Here is a 17877-nt window from a genome sequence, read left to right on the forward strand (position 1 = left end):
CTCTATCTACCCCTGATGACAGATAAAGACGTCTTAAATGGGTAACACCAAAACTTCTGTAATGTTTCTCAGATAAAGCGTTTTTTTGTAGCGCTAACTTAAATAAAAAGTTTCCTTGAAAAGTTTTTATTTAAGTTCCTGCAGTAGATTTAATAAATCCTGTTCAGATTGAAATCCGGTAACGCGTTTGATTTCAATACCATTGCGATAGATGGCGACTACCGGGAGTCCTACAATATTGATAGATTTCGTTAAAGATTTTGCTTCATCAACGTTTACTCTTTCTATCGCTACTTTGCCTTTGAATTGATTTTTTAGTTTTGCTAAGATGGGCTCCATTTCTTTGCAGGGAATACACCACTCCGCGTAAAAGTCGACCAATACATTTTTATTTGCTTTCAGCATTTTATCAAAATCATTGCTGGTAAACAGGTCTGTTTTTGGCTTTTCTGCACCTTGCAAAGGTAATCCACCTTGTTCCCAGGCCATAATTCCGCCTTTTAACTCATAAACCGTGTTAAAGCCAAGTTCCTGCATCTTTTTAACCGCATTTGCACTTCTTCCGCCACCTTTACAGTAAACATACACCGCTTGTTTCTTGTCCATTTTGGAAATTTGATCCTGGAAAGACGGATCATAGATGTCCAGGTTTTTTGCCTGGTTCAGGTGTCCGGATTTAAACTCTTCCGGAGTTCTTACATCAAGGATCACCGCTTTAGGGCTAGTTTTCAATTGGTTTTGAAATTCTACTGCCGTGATGGTCTTGCTAACCGTTTGTGCGGTTGCTGATAAGCTAGCGCTGAAAAGGAAAAAACTGATCATGACGGCCAGGAGGTATAAAGAGGAATTGCTGCTATATTGATGCTGATATATTTTCATCTGCTTTTTTAAAAATGTTAATATTCAAAATTAGGAAATACTATTGGATCTATGAGCCCCGATTGTCACGAGGAAATAAGGTTTTAGTAGTTTTATGGGCAATAGGGCGAATAGATGATTGTTCAAATAAAAAACAAGAAGCTGCTGAAACCACAATCTCTGCGGTTTGTTATTCATTATAACCAATCTTTTGTAGTGTCCGCTACTGTATTTTGATTTTCCGTGTTAATTCTTGATGACTTTAACGAAAGGAGATGTGATGAATAGTCTGAATATTAATAATAAAGGACAAGCCCTCATTTTTAGAAACAGGTATCTGGAAATGCTGACCAAAACCCAGCCATGGGTAATCTATAGCATTTACATTCCACTAGTCATTTTCTTAGTCTATTATGCCTGGTCAAGCTACCATTATTCCATAATGCTGATATTTTGGCTTTTATTGATCTCTATGCTGACCTGGACTTTTTTCGAATATCTGGTGCATCGATTTTTATTCCATTTTCAGGCCAGCAGCACATTTGGAAAACGGATGGTGTATATTTTTCATGAAAATCACCATGAGTTTCCTAGAGATAAAACCAGGCTTTTTATGCCTCCGGTACCGAGTCTTATCATGGCTTTTACCGTCTTAATGTTGTTTTACGGGGTTTCAATATTGCTTTTCAGTTCGGGTGGCTATGCCCTTGTCTTTTTCTCAGGCTTCATTTCCGGATACCTCATTTATGTTTCTATTCACTATGCAATACACGCTTTTCAACCCCCAAAATACCTGAAAGTATTGTGGAGAAATCATCACCTGCATCATTATAAGCATCCCGATAAAGCATTTGGCGTCAGTTCAATGCTCTGGGATACCTTATTTGGTACTTTACCAGATCTGCCGGAAAAGAAAGCAGCCCAAAGTGGTTTTAAAATTAAAAGGAGGAAATGAGATGGAAACATTTTTTGTTAAATTCAATGCCGGGAGCCTGGAGTTGAGCGCCCTGGTCACCACTGCCAATCAATACAGGGTGTTTAAAGTGGAACTTGTCACGAATGAAAAGGATCCTATTGTGATGAACCGATCTTTAAAAGGAGATTGGAGCGTAATCGAACGTGGAGAAAGAACCCTTTCAGATAAAGATTTTCAGGAACTGGAAAGAGCAATAGACGATTTTTTGTGTAAATTTTACGGTGCCAAACACATCATGGTGCTGACTGATTTTTCGTCGGCTGCGGAAAATGCAGCAGAGTATGCCGCTTTACTCAGTCGGCAGCTACGCAGTACGAAATTGGTATTGTACCATTCTTACGAATCCATTTTAATGCCGGTATCTACCGGTTTTGCACCTGTCGGCCCTGGTTTTACAGAATCTGCTGAGCTGAGTCATGAAAAAATGAAAAGCTTACAGGAAATGTTAGCACAACAGGTTTTGCCTATTACTAAAATTGAAACCAGAGCAGATGATAGGACGCTTGTTTCGGCAGTAAATATACTGGTACAACAATTGAGAACAGGGCTTGTAGTGCTGGGGATGACCGGTAAAAGCAAGCTGGAGCAGGTCATCATAGGTAGTAATGCCCTGGATTTGGCAAAAAACTGCCTGGCTCCCATATTGATGGTGCCTGCCGGTGTTGCTTTTCAGAAAATAGAACGGGTAGTTTTTGCCTGTGATTTGAAAGAGGTGCTGAAGTTAACCCCTGTCCATGCGATTAGAACCTTTGTAAATGCGCTAGACGCTTCACTGCTGATTTTAAATGTAGACGATCGGAGAGGAGATTTTAAACCAGAGGAAATGGAACAATTGAAAGCCTTACACGAACTTTGGGACGATCAGAAGCCAGAATACCACTATATCACTCATGAGGATGTGGCGGAAGGAATTATTGAGTTCGCAGATAAGCAAGCAGCCCAATTGGTGATTACTATTCCAAGAGTATACGGCTTCCTGGAAGGATTTTTTCATCAGCGCCTTACTAATCGTCTGGCCAATCGTCTTCATCTGCCGTTGATGCTATTTCGGGCTGAATTATAGGGTTTAAAATAAAATTATTTGCTGTTTTTCAGAAAGGACCGTCGTTTATATACAGGCTTCAGTTTAATATCCTTTGTTATTAATTTTATTATTTAGTTTTTTTTGTAAAAAATTAGGTTATTTTTGTTTTCGGAGCCAAATGAAGCATTTGCTGGTGTTTCATGTCCTGAAAATTCAAATACTAACTCTTTTCCTGATAAAAACTGATTAACACCAAGAATAAGGTCTGCATAGGAATTTCTATGCCCTTTTTTTTGCCAATTTTATAACCTAATACACACAAATGAGCCAAACGATCAATGAATTTATGGGTAAAGTAGCGTCTCGCAATACTCATGAACCAGAATTTTTACAAGCAGTCTATGAAGTAGCAGAATCTATTATCCCTTTTACAGAAGAAAACCTGAAATATAAGGTAAATAAGGTTTTAGAGCGTATTGTTGAACCTGAACGTGTGATCATTTTTAGAGTACCCTGGTTAAATGACAAAGGAGAAGTAGAAGTAAACCGTGGTTTTAGAGTGCAGATGAACAGCGCAATTGGCCCATATAAAGGTGGTTTGCGTTTCCACCCCTCAGTGACACTAAGCGTGCTAAAATTCCTTGCTTTTGAACAGGTGTTCAAAAATAGCTTAACCGGCCTGCCGATGGGTGGGGGAAAAGGCGGCGCAGATTTCGACCCTAAAGGGAAATCTGATGCAGAAGTCATGAAATTCTGCCAGAGCTTCATGACGGAATTGTACCGCCATGTGGGGGCTGATATTGATGTGCCTGCCGGCGATATTGGTGTAGGTGCCAGAGAAATCGGTTACCTGTTTGGCCAATATAAACGTATAAAAGGAGAGTTTACAGGTGTGTTAACCGGTAAAGGCTTTGAATGGGGTGGCAGTTTGATCCGTCAGGAAGCCACCGGTTATGGCGTGGTTTATTTCGTAGAAGAAATGCTGAATGTCAAAAATGATTCCTTAAAAGGGAAAGATGTAGTGATTTCAGGTTCTGGAAATGTAGCGCAGTTTACGGTAGAAAAATGTATTCAGGTAGGGGCAAAGGTATTGACGATGTCTGATTCAGAAGGTTTCGTCTATGACCCTCAGGGCATTGATGCCGAAAAGCTAAAGTTCATTATGGAACTTAAAAATGTGCGTAGAGGTAGGATTAAGGAATATGCAGATCAATATAACTGTCAGTATTTTCCAAATGAAAAGCCTTGGCGCATTAAATGTGACATTGCTTTCCCAAACGCAACACAGAATGAACTGGACGAAAGTGACGCAGAATTATTAGTGAGCAATGGCTGTATCTGCGTGGCAGAAGGCGCTAATATGCCAACTACACCTAAAGCTATCCACGTTTTTGAACGCGCTAAAATCTTATATGCGCCAGGTAAAGCGGCAAATGCAGGTGGAGTAGCCGTTTCCGGCCTGGAAATGTCTCAGAACTCTCAGCGTTATTCATGGGACAGAGAAGAAATTGATGGTAAATTGAAAGTGATCATCTCACAGATCCATAAAACCTGTATGAAATATGGCCAGGAGTCCGATGGCTATATCAATTATGGTAAAGGCGCAAATATCGCAGGATTTGTGAAAGTGGCTGATGCCATGATTGCACAAGGAATCGTTTAAATGTAAAATATAGCCCGGCTACAGGCTAAAAAGCTGAACACTGATCTGTTAATAGGGAGGTGTTCAGCTTTTTTTGTTGATTTTTAAATCATATTTTAGCTTTTCGTACCACATATAAGGTATCGATCCCATATTTTGTAAGCAATTACCGCCTTTTGTATTCTTGTATCAGATTATAACTGATAATTGATGCTGAACCTATGAAAAATAAACTGCTTACCCACGAAATTCTTATCGTTGTATTGTTTTCCGCAATACTGGTCATTAAAGCGCTTTTTCCAGACGGATTTTTGAACGGCCTGTCTGGGCTTCCTATTTTACTTCCGCGTATGGGCGTGATCCTGCTGTTTTTAATGGTGTATTTATGGATCAATCTGTTCAGTATCCCATCTTTCTTAAAGTGGAAAAGCAACCATTTTTTCGCCTGGATTTTGCTGCTGGTTCAATTGCTGGGTTTGAGTTTTCTGCTTGCCCTGGGAGTGAATGCAGCCAGTTACTATGCAAATCCAGCCCAGTATAATTATGGTGGGTATCCGCTTTTTGCCTGGCTGGGCTATAATGATGCTCCTTTAAAATCACTCTCGACAGGCTGGGATAGGGCCTTCATCATCCTTTCGGTGTATGGTATTTACGCTGCTTTTAGGACTTATGTGATCTGCAAAATTGACAACTCAGGCCCAAAAAGGCGCTACTATACCTTGATCGTAAATCAGGTTTCCGGCTTTTTAGTGTTCTATTTACTCTGCCCCGCATTCCTTTTTAATTTTAATCTCATCAGTAATGAGGGCTTTTATGCTGCCTATTTTATAGTGGCTACAACTATGGTATTGGTTTATGTGAGTAATACTTGCTGGTTGTTTCCCAGGTATTTAAAAGGTGGTAAGGTTAGTGCTGGCTTTCTGCTGAGGCTGGTTTGCTCTACTTGCTTATACTCTTTTCCATTGTTCTTATTTTTTAGTCATTGGGGGGAGCTTCCCCTTTTGTGGATGGAGAACTGGGCTGTTCAATTGTTCTTTACGGTACCTTTCAGCTGGTGGATTTACCGCCAGGGAAATCATCAGGTATTGGAATTGAGAAATGCAGTGATGGAATTGACACGTTCAAAGGCAGACCTGCAGTTTTTAAGGAGTCAGATTAATCCTCACTTCCTGTTTAATGCACTGAACACCTTGTATGGGGCGGCTTTGATGGATGGCTCAAAAAGAACCGCCAATGGGATCCAAATGCTGGGGGATATGATGCGCTTCATGTTAGAGGACAACCACCAGGACTATATTCCGATGCAGGATGAGGTCGCTTACCTGGAAAATTATATCGCCCTGCAGAAACTGCGCATCCTGCCTTCAGATCAAATTAAAGTAGCAGCTGATCTGGAACTTTCACAATGCCACCATTTAATCGTACCGATGTTGCTGATTCCTTTCGTAGAAAATGCGTTTAAGTACGGAATAGATCCAGATGAAAAGTCCTGGATTAATATTGAATTATCATGTACAGCAGATAGCATTCGTTTTAAGGTGCGAAACAGCCTTCCTAAGGCCATATACACTGATCCCGAAAGAAAGTCGCCAGGAATAGGTTTGAATAATGTCAGAGAAAGGCTAATGCTGTTTTATGAAGGAAGACATCAATTGAAATACGGCCCTGTTGAAAATGAATTTATTGCGGAATTAAACCTTAAAATCTCATGACCAGCACCAAAAATCCATCTGTTTTGAGCGCAATAGCGATCGATGATGAACCCATTGCGCTGGAAGTGATTAAAAATCTTTCTTCGGAAGTGGCATGTATCCAGCTTGTTGCCTGTTTTACCAGGACTAAAGAAGCCCTGGTTTACCTTCAGCAGGAGGGGGCAGACCTGATTTTTCTGGACATTAAGATGCCCGGACTTTCCGGAATCGACTTTCTGAAGTCTCTTTCTAAACCCCCAATGGTGATTTTTACTACCGCTTACTCGGAACATGCGGTCCAGAGTTTTGAATTGGATGCGATAGACTATCTTTTGAAACCATTCTCATTTCCAAGATTTCTGAAAGCATGTAATAAGGCTTTTGAACATCATCAGCTCCGTCAGCAGCAGCCGGCTGCAATGCTAAATCCCTCCAATGTGATTTTCATTAAAAGCGGGTATGAGCTGATCAAGGTTGCGCTGGAAGATTTGCTGTATGCCGAAAGTGTAGGCAACTATGTCCAGTTCGTTTCAACAGCCGGATTGGTCCGGTCCCGATTAACAATGGTAGAAGCAGAGGCCTTGTTGTCCGCCCCGGCATTCGTTCGGGTACACCGTTCTTTCCTCGTTTCCAGTGCAAGAATTAGCAAGCTCGACAAGCGAAATGTATGGCTCGGAGACCAGCCTGTTCCTGTCGGATCTATGTACCGATCCATGCTTGAACAGTCGATTTTAACGAACCCAATTACCAGTCATCTCCTTAAATAAATAGCCATGTTTTTCAAATATTTAATGACAATTTTATTGTCAGCAGGATTTTTATTGCCCGGATTTTCTCAGTATTCAGCTAAAGTAATTGTGTCGATTGATTTTAATAACTCATTGATTATAAGCTATAATTTCGTTATAAGAAAACGGTGATTAGCTCAAGATTGGACTAAAGTAGCTGCTAACGGCCGCTTTGAATTAAGGAGCTTAACTGCGGGCCGGTTTCCGTTATTACGGTCGGACGATCGACAAAGTATTGGTGGATGTCAGTGTAGTTTTACGGTCATTAAGCGGTATTTTATGCTTGGGCTTACTTACGACCTGAATAAAAATTATTGAGGTGTTTTAGCCTTCAATACTATGTTTTACAAACAATAAACAGGCATCGCTTTCCAGGTAGAGCACTTCATTTGCTACACTGCCCATAAACAGTGTCGTCACAGAAGTAACTCCCTGAACACCCATAATCAATACATCAGCCCGTTCTTTTTTAACATGATACATTAATGCGGAGGCGATATTTTTATCTTCTGCGGGGATCACCTTTAAGGGCGTAGCAGTTGGATAAAGCTTCGCCCATTTTTCCGATTTCAGCTTCACATCTTCCTGGGTATTCTTCTTGATTTCTGCATTGGAAAGCCCGGGAAAGAACTTCCAGGACAATTTAGAGATGTTGACCGGCTGAAAAGTCAGCTCCGGTAATTGGCTGTGTTTTTTAATAAGACCGCCCCATTGCATCACTTTAGTCGTATATTTTGAAAAATCTATGGCCTCAATCAGCTTCCTTGGTTTGGGGTTATAGGTTTCCGGAACGAGTAAGGTTTCAAAAGGAAGCATGCGGATCAGCTTATGAGCGAGCCCGCCATTGCCCTCCAGGTGCTGTTTATTGCCCAATACGGCCAGGTTGCTTTGCTTTTTCCTGGCCATCTTTTGAAAGGCCAGTTCTGTATAATCCTCGAAGCTGACCTCAACATCGTAAGGCAATTGGTCGCCAAGCAGGGCAGGAATAGTAGTAGAAAGTTTCTTTTTAAGGGTATTGGCAATGGTGTTGAGCTGATCCAGGCTTTTAAAGGATTCAGGAAGCTCAGATTGTTTGATGTTATGAAAAAAAGTCACCTTGTTTAAGGGCAGCAATTCGGTCAATAACTGGAGGTATTGAATGAGCGACTGGTCCATTTCAGAAAGATCCAGACCTGCAATTACATTTATTTTCGGGGTGAATGCCATTTTGTTTTCTTTGTTAAGGGTTTACTTTTGTTCAGACATCAGGTCTGAAATGGTGTCTCTATAACTTTTCTCCTGCTTAGAACGCAGCTTCTTTTTATTTTTGTTCAGCTCTTCCTGTAGTCCTTTTTTCAGGCTGTAACACATGAGTAAAATGATGACGGCGAAAGGCAGTCCGGCAATAATCACGGCAGTCTGCAAGGCATCTAATCCACCTCCCCAGAGTAAAACAATCGCGACTATCGCCTGTAGGAAAGCCCAGAAAACACGCTGTAATGGTGGGGTATAGGGGGCGTTACCTGAAGTGATATTGTCGATCACCAGGGATCCTGAATCAGAAGAGGTGATGAAGAAAAAAGCGACCAGCAGTATGGCTAATCCTGATAAGATGGGGGTAAAAGGGATTTTCTGAAGGAATACAAAAAGGGCCGTGGAGATGTCGGAATTTACGGCAGCGATCAGGCTATGGTCTCCTTCCAGAATAAAATGAAGGGCAGTTCCACCAAATACATTCATCCATAATAAAGTGATAATTGCGGGGACAATCAGAACGCCAAGGATAAATTCCTTCACGGTTCTTCCTTTAGAAATCCGCGCAATAAAGCTACCTACAAAAGGAGACCAGGCGATCCACCAGGCCCAATAGAATACGGTCCAGGAATTTTGCCATCCCGATTGCCGGTAGCTGTCATTCCAGGTGCTGATTTCAATGAAGTCTGCCAGATAAGATCCTGTATTTTGTATGAAGCTTTTTAGTAGATAAATGGTCGGGCCAAGCGCAAATACCAGCAGCATCAGTGCAAAAGCCATAATCATGTTTCCCTGGCTCAGGAGTTTAACGCCCTTGTCTAAGCCAGAAACCACTGAAATGGTGGCGATAGAAGTGACAATGATGATGATAAAAGATTGCAGGGTGGTAGACATATCCCATCCGAAAAGGAAGTTTAAACCTGCATTCATTTGCTGTACCCCTAATCCCAGGGAAGTGGAAAGGCCAAATAAGGTGGCGATTACGGAAAGAATATCGATCGAATGTCCCCACCAGCCATGGATACGCTCTCCTAAAAAGGGATAAAATAGCGAGCGGAAGGTAAGCGGGAGTTTCTTGTTGAAAGAAAAGAAAGCGAGTGCAAGTCCGACTACCGCATAAATTGCCCAGGCATGGAGTCCCCAGTGTAAGGCCGTAAATTCCATCGCTTGTATGGCCAGTTCTGGTTCGGAACCCGCCGGGCGAGGAGGGTGACTGAAATGGGAAACAGGTTCAGCAATGCTGAAAAACATAATTCCTATGCCCATTCCTGCACTGAACAGCATGGCAAACCAGGAGATGTTGCTGAACTCCGGTTCCGCATCCTCTCCTCCAAGTCGGATTCTGCCAAATTTCCCGAAGGCCAGATACAAGCAGAAACCAAGGATAAAGTTGACGGTCAGGATTAAAAACCAACCCAGGTTTTGTGTAATCAATAGCTTTGTGTTATCGAACCAGGCATCTAAGGATTTCTGAAAGAGCAGGCACAGGGCCAGGCTACATACAATTAGTAATATCGAGGTGTAAAATACCGGTTTATTGATGACGAATTTAGAATTTCGCTGTTGATTCTTGAGCATATCCCTGGTTTATGGAAACATAACACAGTTTTTGCCATTAAGTTTCTGTTTTTGGCGCATTTACCCCTTAATATTGACGTTTTACTCCCCTTTAATTCTAATAATAGCTTTTTAACTTTAATCACAGTTATTGATCGGATTAAAAATTAAATCATAAAACTATGGAAAAGAACACCGTTAGTACCAGAACGCAGGGGCTGTTGTCTTTATTTGATATACAAACCGGCTTTCTGGCGAAGGCAATTACAGGAATTTCGGAAGAAGACATGTACAACCGTCTAAATACGGAGGCAAACCATCTGGCCTGGCTGACAGGCTCCTTGGTTGGACAGCGGTTTTGGATGACTGCCGAAACTAATCCGGGGCTTAAACAAACCGGATATGAGCTCTTTGCTGACCATAAAGGGATACAAGAAGGGGCAAAGTACCCTACAAAAGAAGAATATTTGAAAGATTGGGAAATGATCAGTCCGATTGCCCGGGAAGCATTGCGGACAATCGATGATCAAAAGTTAGACAGTGAAATAGATATGGGTTTCATGAAAATGACTTATTATGAGATGATTACTTTTACTATTTATCGAGAAGCCAGTATCATTGGTCAGCTGGCATTATGGAGAAGGTTGTTGGGTTATCCAGCACTGAAATACGATTAGCCTTCGTTTTTAAGAAGATCATTCTATTGATGATGGTGTTAATGATGCCGTTAATGTGCTGCTTAAAAAAGCAATCTGAAGCTCATTAACGGTATTTTTACTTTAATTGCTGGGCTTTGAATCCTATATTTATCGGCCAGCGCTTGTAAAAAAACACACACCGGCTGCTCGAAACCTATGATCAAAGACGAAAATAAACTAGACAACCCTGTTTGGTTTTCATTAACGGAAAGCCATGCCAAATTCTCAGTCGGCCGTGCTGACGTCAACAACCATGCTCAAGTCAACAACCCTGCTGAGGTCAAATTCTACCATCCTGACTATTGCCCTTTTGGTGGTTTTATCAATTTAAATTCCACGGAAAAACACTTAAAAGACTATTCAGATTTGGCTGCTTCCTTTTATGTGGTAGGCGAACAGCCCAATTACCCGGCTTCCTTAACCTTAAACAAAGACCTGGTATGCCTTCAAATGGTGCTTTCTGCCAAAATAGAGGTAGATATAATAGAAGATGTCATTCTTTTAAAAGCGGTACAGAAAGCAGATCTCCTTAGTTTGGTGAACCTGGTACAACCTGGATACTTCAAAGATAAAACACCTGAATTGGGTAATTATTACGGGATTTATAAAGACAACCAACTGGTAGCGGTTACGGGAGAAAGGATGAAAATGGATGCTTATACAGAAGTAAGTGCCGTAGTGACACATCCGGCGCACACAGGAAAGGGCTACGCCAAACAGCTGGTAGCCCATACTTCAAAACAGATCCTTTTAGAAAATAAAACACCCTACCTGCATGTTGCCGAAAGCAATATTGGGGCCATAAAACTCTATGAAAAGCTGGGCTTTGTAACCAGAAGAAAAATCAGCTTCTGGAATTTCATAAAAAGCCAAAGCTAAAATCGTTTAATGCTTTGGCATTATCGCAGAATTGCAGTAGCGCTTAATTCCGTTATTTGTACTAACCAAATGATAAAACTATGAAAAAGAGCTGTTTGCTGTTTGCCGGCCTGGCCTTGTCCTGTTCGGTGTTTGCCCAAAAGAACTATTTAGAAGAATCGAAAGCCGCTAAAACAGAGCGCATGCAATGGTGGCATGATGATACTTTCGGAATGTTCATCCATTGGGGATTATATGCGGTTCCTGCCGGTACTTACAATGGAAAGGATGGTGGCGCAGAATGGATTATGGAAACGCATCACATTCCAACCGCGGAATATGAGAAATATGCGGCACAATTTAACCCTGAGCAGTTTGATGCAAAAAAATGGGTCAGCATTGCGAAAGCGGCAGGTGCCAAATACATTGTGATCACTTCGAAACACCATGACGGCTTCAGCATGTGGGATAGTAAGGTGACAAATTACGACATCATAGATGCGACGCCATTTAAAAGAGATGTGATTAAAGAGCTGGCGGATGCCTGCAAAAGTGCGGGCATCAAATTCGGTTTGTACCATTCCATCATGGACTGGCACCATCCAAACGCGAACCCGAAACAAAAACCGGAGCAGAAACCCGATTTCGCAAAGTATAGAGAGGAATATTTAAAGCCGCAATTGGCAGAACTGATCAAGAAATATGACCCCGCCATATTGTGGTTTGATGGAGAATGGATCTCTGAATGGACAGAAGACCAGGGAAAAGATCTATATAACTATTTACGTAGTCTAAAACCATCTTTAGTGATCAATAACCGCATCAGTAAAGCCCGTGGAGGCATGGAAGGGATGAATAAATATGAAAATGCAGCTGGAGATTTCGGGACGCCGGAACAGGAAATCCTAAAAACCAATTCTCAGGACTATTGGGAAAGCTGTATGACCATCAATAACAACTGGGGATTTGTGAAAAATGACCAGAATTGGAAATCAGCAGAAATACTGATCAATAATCTTATTGATGTAGCTGCAAAAGGAGGAAATTACCTGTTAAATGTAGGCCCAAATGCCGCAGGTGAAATCCCTGCTCCAAGTGTAGAACGACTGGGAGAAATGGGAGTGTGGCTGAAACAGAATAAAGAAGCCATCTATTCGACAAATAGCCTGGAAAACTATAAAGAAGGAGATCATATACGCTTTACGCAGAGTAAGGATGGTAAAACTACCTATGCTATTTTTAATAAACAGGAGAACAATGAAATCTCAATTGCGGCTATTCAGCCAAAGAAAGGATCTAAAATCTATCTGCTAGGCTTGAATCAACCATTAAACTGGACCAGCAGTAACGGGAAGGTATTGGTTAAACTGCCAGCAGAATTGCCTGGTAAATATGCCTGGGTTCTAAAAATCCAGGATGCTTCCAGCAAAGCGAAATAAGACCTAAAAATCCGCCAACCAATGCCTTTTAGAAACAAAAAAAGCATCTCTTTTGGAGATGCTTTGATTAAATCATCGATCAATTAGATGGCTTTAACATTCGTTGCATTCAGGCCTTTTTTGCCGTTTTCAACTTCATAAGTAACTTTGTCGTTCTCCCTTACTGGGCCTGCTAATCCTGTTACATGTACAAAGATCTCTGCATCTCCGTTTTCAGGTACGATAAAGCCAAATCCCTTTGACTCATTAAAAAATTTTACTGTTCCTTCTGGCATTGTATTTTATTTAGTTATTAATTATAAGTGTTATCGCTTCCAATTAAGTAGTTGCTCAACGATAGTGAATAACAAGTGTAAAATAGGGATTGTTTAAAAGAAATCTAAGTTTTTTTGATAAAATATTTTACAATAGTTCTTTTTCCCCTCTTAATGAGGTTTTAGCGTGGTTTTTGGAGATTCAGTAGGCTTCGATACTCCTGGTTTTTTTGACTAATGTGTTTTTGTAAAGCCGGAATTGCCGCTCGATCTTTCAGATAATGTCCCGAAATTAGATTTCGAGGGTATTTAAAACTATTTCTCCGCTCAGTCGTTTTAAATATAAAATCTAACATTATGTCTATATTTCTTGAATATCCATCCGCTGAAGATTATCCGGTTTATGAGCCTAAGCCTTTTGCTACAATGTGGGAATAGCCGAGAAAATCAAATAAAAAACAGGGAATTTCCTCAGGAAATTCCCTGTTTTTGTTATAAAACGCTGATGTCTAAAGGATTTTGTCCAATGCATCCAGCATCTTTGTCCAGGAATCCTTTGCACTTTCTACGAAATGAGCCCAATTCGCCGGCATTTTTTGAGTTAAGGTAAGTTCAGCACCAGTCGCATTCGGTATGATATCAATCACGATCTCAGAGTGATCGGGCGAATTCGAGCGTACTGCCCAGGTAAAAGACAGGTGCAGTGGCCTGTTGATCGCTATGTATTCACCGATATGGTCAACCTCATCCTCTTCCCGTTTCACAATATAGGAAAAGGACCCTCCAACCTTAGGATCGGATTTAAGACTGATAACCTTTTCATCCCTGACGTCGGGACCAAACATAAACCTTCCAATCATTGCAGTATTTAACCAGGCATCAAATACATCTTCCGCAGATACCGAAAAATGGCGGCTTACTGTAGCATGAGCAGGGAGTTGATCATTCATGGTTTCCATTTTTATTTAGTTTTGTTGAGCTGTTTTTTTCGTATAACTTTTATTAACGCCAGAATGTTTTAAATGCCATTAGAAATTTTCTAATCCTTCCTGGCTTCAGTGTTAAAGTTAATCATTATATGAACAATTGGTAGTCAATCTGAGCAGGTAGGAATAGGCACCCTGTTGAACGCCGTTTTTCTTTCTCAGAATCAAGCCCTTCTTCTAATAAAGATTGATTTTTTAACGCATTAGCAGGATAATTATTGGCTGATCTGATTTTAATCCCTATTTTTAAAACGAACCATAAAATGAAATAATGAAACTAAAAATTAACTTATCCCTTTTTGCAGCGCTTAGCTTGTTATTCGTAAGCCAGGCTTCTGCCCAAAAAGGCTGGACCAATCTTTTTAACGGGAAAGACCTTAAAGACTGGAACATTAAAATCTCCAAGCATGACTATAACGACAATTATGCGAATACTTTTCGTGTAGAAGGTGGTCTGATCAAAGTAAACTACGACGGATACGAGAATTTTGATCAGCAATATGGACATATTTTTTACAAAAAACCTTTTTCCTACTACCTGCTAAGAGTGACTTATCGTTTTGTTGGCGATCAGGCTAAAGGAGGAGAAGGATGGGCGATAAGAAATAGCGGAGCGATGCTGCATTGTCAGGCGCCGGAAACAATGCTTAAAAACCAGGATTTCCCAATATCTGTAGAAGGACAAATTTTAGGTGGCGATGGCGAACATGTACGTCATACCAGTAATGTATGTACGCCGGGTACACAAATCGTATATGAAGGGAAACTATTTACCCCGCATTGCCTGGATTCTAAATCGAAAACTTATCATGGCGATCAATGGGTAACTGCTGATTTTCTGGTTTTAGGAGATTCAGTGATCAAACACATTATTGATAAAGAAGTAGTATTGGAATATACTAAACCGCAAATTGGTGGGGGTAATGTTGCTAACTACGATCCGAAAATGAAGCAGGATGGTAAACCGCTGACTGGTGGTTATATTTCTCTGCAGAGCGAAAGTCATCCTATAGAGTTTAAAACAGTAAAGCTTTTTAACCTGGCACCTTATGCAAAAGATAAAGCAAAGTTGGATAAAATGATTGCCAAAGTGTTAAACGATTAACAAGAAACAGGCCTCATGGATAGCTTAAAAAACTATAAATGAGGCCTTTTTTCATGTCCTGATGGGCTGAGATTTAATCAAGATGAACCCTTAATCAAGGGTTTGAACCCCACCGCCATTCACAAATAGGGTTTGTCCGCTTACCCATTCCGAAATAGGAGCCGCAAAATACAATACCGCTCCAGAAATATCTGATGGCTCCCCTAATCTCTTAATTGGCGTATTTGCCAGCATTCTTTCTTCAATTTCTGGTGTCAGTACAGTCGCTAAGGCTGCAGTTTTGGTCGCTCCGGGGCCAACAGCATTGATGCGAACTTCCGGCCCGAAATCCATGGCCAGGTTGCTGGTCATGTGGTTTATGGCGGCTTTAGAAGAGGCATAAGCACTGATATTCGGACTTTTATTGATGCTGCTCATCGATGTGATATTGATAATGCTTCCGTAACCATCTTTTTTCATTAAAGGGACGCATAGCTGACAAAGTCGCCAGGCACTGAAAACATTCAATTTGAATACGCGGGCAAAGTCATCTACCGTGATTTTAAATGGGTTTTCGCGACCAGCACCACCTCCGCCCGCATTATTGACCAAAATATGAACACCACCCAATTCCTGATCAGCACGTTCCACAAGCCGAACCAGGTCATCATCATTGGTCACATTACATTCAATCGCAATGGCTTTGCCACCTTTGGCAATGATTTCTGCAGCTACTGCTTCTGCATCTTTTAATTTCAAATCGGCAACAGCAATAGCAGCGCCAGCTTCCGCAAGCGTCTCACAGCAAGCCTTTCCAATCCCATTACCACCTCCGGTTACAATGGCAACTTTCCCTTGCAGGTTAAAAAGTTCGTTTATCAGCATATCCTATATATTTAATTTAAAAGGCCGAAATCCAGTTTTTGACCTGATTTAGACATAAAAACAACAACAGGATCTGGTAAATGTTTGGTTTAACAGCAGCGTCATTAGAAGAACTGTCAATTTTATATGGGGATGGCGTTTTAATGCAGGTATTCTATTTTAAAATTAAGATATTGGAAGCTCGCTGAATAAATCAGGTTGATCATAAAATGAATACATCCGTTTGATTATAAAATATAAAGCCTAGCCTGTAAAACCTGAGCATACATGAAAATTTGCAAAAGAACCGAATTGAATACACTAAAGATCGTGCTGTCCCTCTTTTTGATGGTCTCATTTTCTTCCTGCGTTTCCAGGTTGTCCAGACCGGCCATATCAGGTGTAATCGTAGATTACGATAAAAAACCAGTAGCAGATTGCCAGGTTGGGGAAACACGAACAGATAAAAACGGAATATTTCACCTCACAGAAAGAAGATATAACAAGTTTTTGCTTTCAGAAATGATGATTATGGAAGCACCTCCGCTAAATGTGATGGAACCAATTACGAAAGCAGGCTTTGAAAGTGACGCCATTTCGTGGTTTAACCCACGTGGCGGCGGACAGGCGAAAGGAGCGAAGTACCAAATAGATACGATTTTTCTAAAGAAAACCAATCAGCAATTCGACATCAATAGTATGCTGGCCAACAATACCTGGAATTTAAGCTATACTAAAAATGCGGATACCATATATATGCTGAGCCCCAAATTTGAGGATTGGTGCAAAACGGAGAACTGTCGTGCATTTTATAATAATTATGAGGCTTTAACTGATAATTATTACCATTCTAATCGCAAAAACCTGAAGGATGGTGTAATTAAACGGTTTATTGAGGTCCGGTTTAACGGCGATCATTCTGGGCAATTACAGCAGATACAACATTACAACCATACTTATGAAGGGCCAAATAAACCAAGTGATACCCTCCACACCAATATTAACTGGTCATTCACAAAGCCAGATGTCATCAAGTTTGTGATGCCAAAGCAGGCGGAACTTAGTCAGCCTTATAAAATAGTGATGGTGGATTTGTATCAAATGATGCTGATCAAAAGCAAAGAATAATTTAGAAGAAAGAGTCACTAAAAGCCAAAAACTACTAATCTGGAAGACCTGGTTACTGATTTTGGCTAGACTGCTTGACCTTAGGTTCCTGGAATGGCTGCTTTTTTTTTACCCCTTAACAATCACATAACCCCACATTAACTATAAGCTTATTTCTTCCTGCTAGGTTTGCCACCGTTAGATTCAGGAAGATTATGAAAGAATTAAGTGAATTATCAGACCATCAGTTGTTGAAATCTTGTCGCAATGGAAATGATAAAGCATTTGATCTCCTCTTTCAGCGATATTTCAAACCACTCTACGCGCTCTCTTTAAAATATGTGCGTGATCCGGAAGTGGCCGAAGAATTGACAATGGACCTGATGCTATGGGTATGGGAAAAAAGAAACCTCGACTTTTGTCCCGACGGAAACCTGAAAGCTTATTTATTTAGGGCGATACGCAACAGCGTGATCAGCTTCTTCCGCAAAAAGACTTTAGCCACTCAGCCACTGGAAGAGTATCATGAAGAAACCATGCCGGATTCCAGACATGCGGATCACAACCAGATCTATACAGAAATTGAAGCCTGCTTCCAGGAAAAACTGAATGAGCTGAGTCCACAGCGTCGCAAAGTCTATGAAATGAGCAGGGAGGAAGAGCTGACCTACCCGCAGATCGCAAATCAATTGAACCTTTCTGCAAACACAGTGAAAAGTCACATGAGCTATTCTTTGAATCACCTGCGTAAAAGTTTACATGAATACCTGGATGTCAGCTCTGTAATTGCGCTTTTCTGCTGGTTCATAAAATAATTC

The 17877-nt window shown here is 40.9% G+C and carries 17 protein-coding genes; 11 read left to right on the forward strand and 6 right to left on the reverse strand.

What is annotated here, in order from left to right:
- Positions 1-126: 126 nt before the first annotated feature.
- The gene (locus K7X70_RS16965; protein ID WP_222538165.1) at positions 127-879 is read right to left on the reverse strand and encodes a thioredoxin domain-containing protein; all 753 of its coding nucleotides are present in this window, start codon (positions 877-879) and stop codon (positions 127-129) included.
- Between the two features lie 235 nt (positions 880-1114).
- Here K7X70_RS16965 and K7X70_RS16970 point away from each other — a divergent pair, with 235 nt between their 5' ends.
- From K7X70_RS16970 to K7X70_RS16990, 5 genes are all read left to right on the forward strand, one after another.
- On the forward strand, positions 1115-1813 hold the full coding sequence (locus K7X70_RS16970; RefSeq protein ID WP_255607340.1) for a sterol desaturase family protein: 699 nt from the start codon (positions 1115-1117) through the stop codon (positions 1811-1813).
- A 1-nt stretch (position 1814) separates the two neighbouring features.
- Entirely contained in the window at positions 1815-2897 is a 1083-nt protein-coding gene (locus K7X70_RS16975) for a universal stress protein (RefSeq protein WP_222538166.1), read from the forward strand.
- Between the two features lie 283 nt (positions 2898-3180).
- Positions 3181-4521: an NADP-specific glutamate dehydrogenase gene (gdhA, locus tag K7X70_RS16980; protein ID WP_222538167.1), complete on the forward strand. Its 1341-nt coding sequence runs from the start codon at positions 3181-3183 to the stop codon at positions 4519-4521.
- Between the two features lie 200 nt (positions 4522-4721).
- A complete protein-coding gene (locus K7X70_RS16985; protein WP_222538168.1) occupies positions 4722-6212 on the forward strand; it encodes a sensor histidine kinase in 1491 nt (496 codons plus the stop codon).
- Positions 6209-6958, forward strand: a complete 750-nt coding sequence (locus K7X70_RS16990; protein ID WP_255607341.1) for a LytR/AlgR family response regulator transcription factor — start codon at positions 6209-6211, stop codon at positions 6956-6958. Before K7X70_RS16985 ends, K7X70_RS16990 begins: the two co-directional genes overlap by 4 nt.
- A gap of 345 nt (positions 6959-7303) precedes the next feature.
- Here K7X70_RS16990 and K7X70_RS16995 read toward each other — a convergent pair whose 3' ends face one another.
- Both K7X70_RS16995 and K7X70_RS17000 read right to left on the reverse strand, forming a co-directional pair.
- Positions 7304-8185, reverse strand: coding sequence for a universal stress protein (locus tag K7X70_RS16995; RefSeq protein ID WP_222538169.1), 882 nt, complete (start codon positions 8183-8185; stop codon positions 7304-7306).
- Between the two features lie 21 nt (positions 8186-8206).
- A complete protein-coding gene (locus tag K7X70_RS17000) occupies positions 8207-9790 on the reverse strand; it encodes a BCCT family transporter (RefSeq protein ID WP_222538170.1) in 1584 nt (527 codons plus the stop codon).
- A 161-nt stretch (positions 9791-9951) separates the two neighbouring features.
- Here K7X70_RS17000 and K7X70_RS17005 point away from each other — a divergent pair, with 161 nt between their 5' ends.
- The 3 genes from K7X70_RS17005 to K7X70_RS17015 all read left to right on the forward strand — a co-directional run bounded on the left by K7X70_RS17005 (position 9952) and on the right by K7X70_RS17015 (position 12764).
- Complete coding sequence (locus K7X70_RS17005) at positions 9952-10446, forward strand: DinB family protein (protein ID WP_222538171.1); 495 nt, start codon at positions 9952-9954, stop codon at positions 10444-10446.
- Between the two features lie 177 nt (positions 10447-10623).
- On the forward strand, positions 10624-11346 hold the full coding sequence (locus K7X70_RS17010) for a GNAT family N-acetyltransferase (RefSeq protein WP_222538172.1): 723 nt from the start codon (positions 10624-10626) through the stop codon (positions 11344-11346).
- An 80-nt stretch (positions 11347-11426) separates the two neighbouring features.
- Entirely contained in the window at positions 11427-12764 is a 1338-nt protein-coding gene (locus K7X70_RS17015; protein WP_222538173.1) for an alpha-L-fucosidase, read from the forward strand.
- 83 nt (positions 12765-12847) lie between these two features.
- On the opposite strand, the gene K7X70_RS17020 is transcribed toward K7X70_RS17015, so the two are convergent.
- Both K7X70_RS17020 and K7X70_RS17025 read right to left on the reverse strand, forming a co-directional pair.
- Complete coding sequence (locus tag K7X70_RS17020) at positions 12848-13039, reverse strand: cold-shock protein (protein WP_062548246.1); 192 nt, start codon at positions 13037-13039, stop codon at positions 12848-12850.
- Between the two features lie 488 nt (positions 13040-13527).
- The gene (locus K7X70_RS17025; protein WP_222538174.1) at positions 13528-13968 is read right to left on the reverse strand and encodes an SRPBCC family protein; all 441 of its coding nucleotides are present in this window, start codon (positions 13966-13968) and stop codon (positions 13528-13530) included.
- Between the two features lie 307 nt (positions 13969-14275).
- On the opposite strand from K7X70_RS17025, the gene K7X70_RS17030 reads away from it, so the two are divergent.
- Positions 14276-15109, forward strand: a complete 834-nt coding sequence (locus tag K7X70_RS17030) for a 3-keto-disaccharide hydrolase (RefSeq protein WP_222538175.1) — start codon at positions 14276-14278, stop codon at positions 15107-15109.
- 90 nt (positions 15110-15199) lie between these two features.
- Here the strand turns inward: K7X70_RS17030 and K7X70_RS17035 are convergent, their stop codons facing one another.
- Positions 15200-15973: a glucose 1-dehydrogenase gene (locus tag K7X70_RS17035; protein ID WP_222538176.1), complete on the reverse strand. Its 774-nt coding sequence runs from the start codon at positions 15971-15973 to the stop codon at positions 15200-15202.
- Between the two features lie 267 nt (positions 15974-16240).
- On the opposite strand from K7X70_RS17035, the gene K7X70_RS17040 reads away from it, so the two are divergent.
- Both K7X70_RS17040 and K7X70_RS17045 read left to right on the forward strand, forming a co-directional pair.
- The gene (locus K7X70_RS17040) at positions 16241-17080 is read left to right on the forward strand and encodes a hypothetical protein (RefSeq protein WP_222538177.1); all 840 of its coding nucleotides are present in this window, start codon (positions 16241-16243) and stop codon (positions 17078-17080) included.
- Positions 17081-17274: 194 nt separating this feature from the next.
- Positions 17275-17874, forward strand: coding sequence for an RNA polymerase sigma factor (locus K7X70_RS17045; RefSeq protein WP_222538178.1), 600 nt, complete (start codon positions 17275-17277; stop codon positions 17872-17874).
- Positions 17875-17877 lie beyond the last annotated feature (3 nt).

The sequence above is a fragment of the Pedobacter polysacchareus genome, assembly GCF_019802255.1.
GTDB classification, from domain to species: domain Bacteria; phylum Bacteroidota; class Bacteroidia; order Sphingobacteriales; family Sphingobacteriaceae; genus Pedobacter; species Pedobacter polysacchareus.

Coding starts and splice junctions, on each gene's coding strand:
- K7X70_RS16965 (WP_222538165.1), bottom strand. CDS start 879: ATGAAAATATATCAGCATCAATATAGCAGCAATTCCTCTTTATACCTC.
- K7X70_RS16970 (WP_255607340.1), top strand. CDS start 1,115: ATGACTTTAACGAAAGGAGATGTGATGAATAGTCTGAATATTAATAAT.
- K7X70_RS16975 (WP_222538166.1), top strand. CDS start 1,815: ATGGAAACATTTTTTGTTAAATTCAATGCCGGGAGCCTGGAGTTGAGC.
- gdhA (WP_222538167.1), top strand. CDS start 3,181: ATGAGCCAAACGATCAATGAATTTATGGGTAAAGTAGCGTCTCGCAAT.
- K7X70_RS16985 (WP_222538168.1), top strand. CDS start 4,722: ATGAAAAATAAACTGCTTACCCACGAAATTCTTATCGTTGTATTGTTT.
- K7X70_RS16990 (WP_255607341.1), top strand. CDS start 6,209: ATGACCAGCACCAAAAATCCATCTGTTTTGAGCGCAATAGCGATCGAT.
- K7X70_RS16995 (WP_222538169.1), bottom strand. CDS start 8,185: ATGGCATTCACCCCGAAAATAAATGTAATTGCAGGTCTGGATCTTTCT.
- K7X70_RS17000 (WP_222538170.1), bottom strand. CDS start 9,790: ATGCTCAAGAATCAACAGCGAAATTCTAAATTCGTCATCAATAAACCG.
- K7X70_RS17005 (WP_222538171.1), top strand. CDS start 9,952: ATGGAAAAGAACACCGTTAGTACCAGAACGCAGGGGCTGTTGTCTTTA.
- K7X70_RS17010 (WP_222538172.1), top strand. CDS start 10,624: ATGATCAAAGACGAAAATAAACTAGACAACCCTGTTTGGTTTTCATTA.
- K7X70_RS17015 (WP_222538173.1), top strand. CDS start 11,427: ATGAAAAAGAGCTGTTTGCTGTTTGCCGGCCTGGCCTTGTCCTGTTCG.
- K7X70_RS17020 (WP_062548246.1), bottom strand. CDS start 13,039: ATGCCAGAAGGAACAGTAAAATTTTTTAATGAGTCAAAGGGATTTGGC.
- K7X70_RS17025 (WP_222538174.1), bottom strand. CDS start 13,968: ATGAATGATCAACTCCCTGCTCATGCTACAGTAAGCCGCCATTTTTCG.
- K7X70_RS17030 (WP_222538175.1), top strand. CDS start 14,276: ATGAAACTAAAAATTAACTTATCCCTTTTTGCAGCGCTTAGCTTGTTA.
- K7X70_RS17035 (WP_222538176.1), bottom strand. CDS start 15,973: ATGCTGATAAACGAACTTTTTAACCTGCAAGGGAAAGTTGCCATTGTA.
- K7X70_RS17040 (WP_222538177.1), top strand. CDS start 16,241: ATGAAAATTTGCAAAAGAACCGAATTGAATACACTAAAGATCGTGCTG.
- K7X70_RS17045 (WP_222538178.1), top strand. CDS start 17,275: ATGAAAGAATTAAGTGAATTATCAGACCATCAGTTGTTGAAATCTTGT.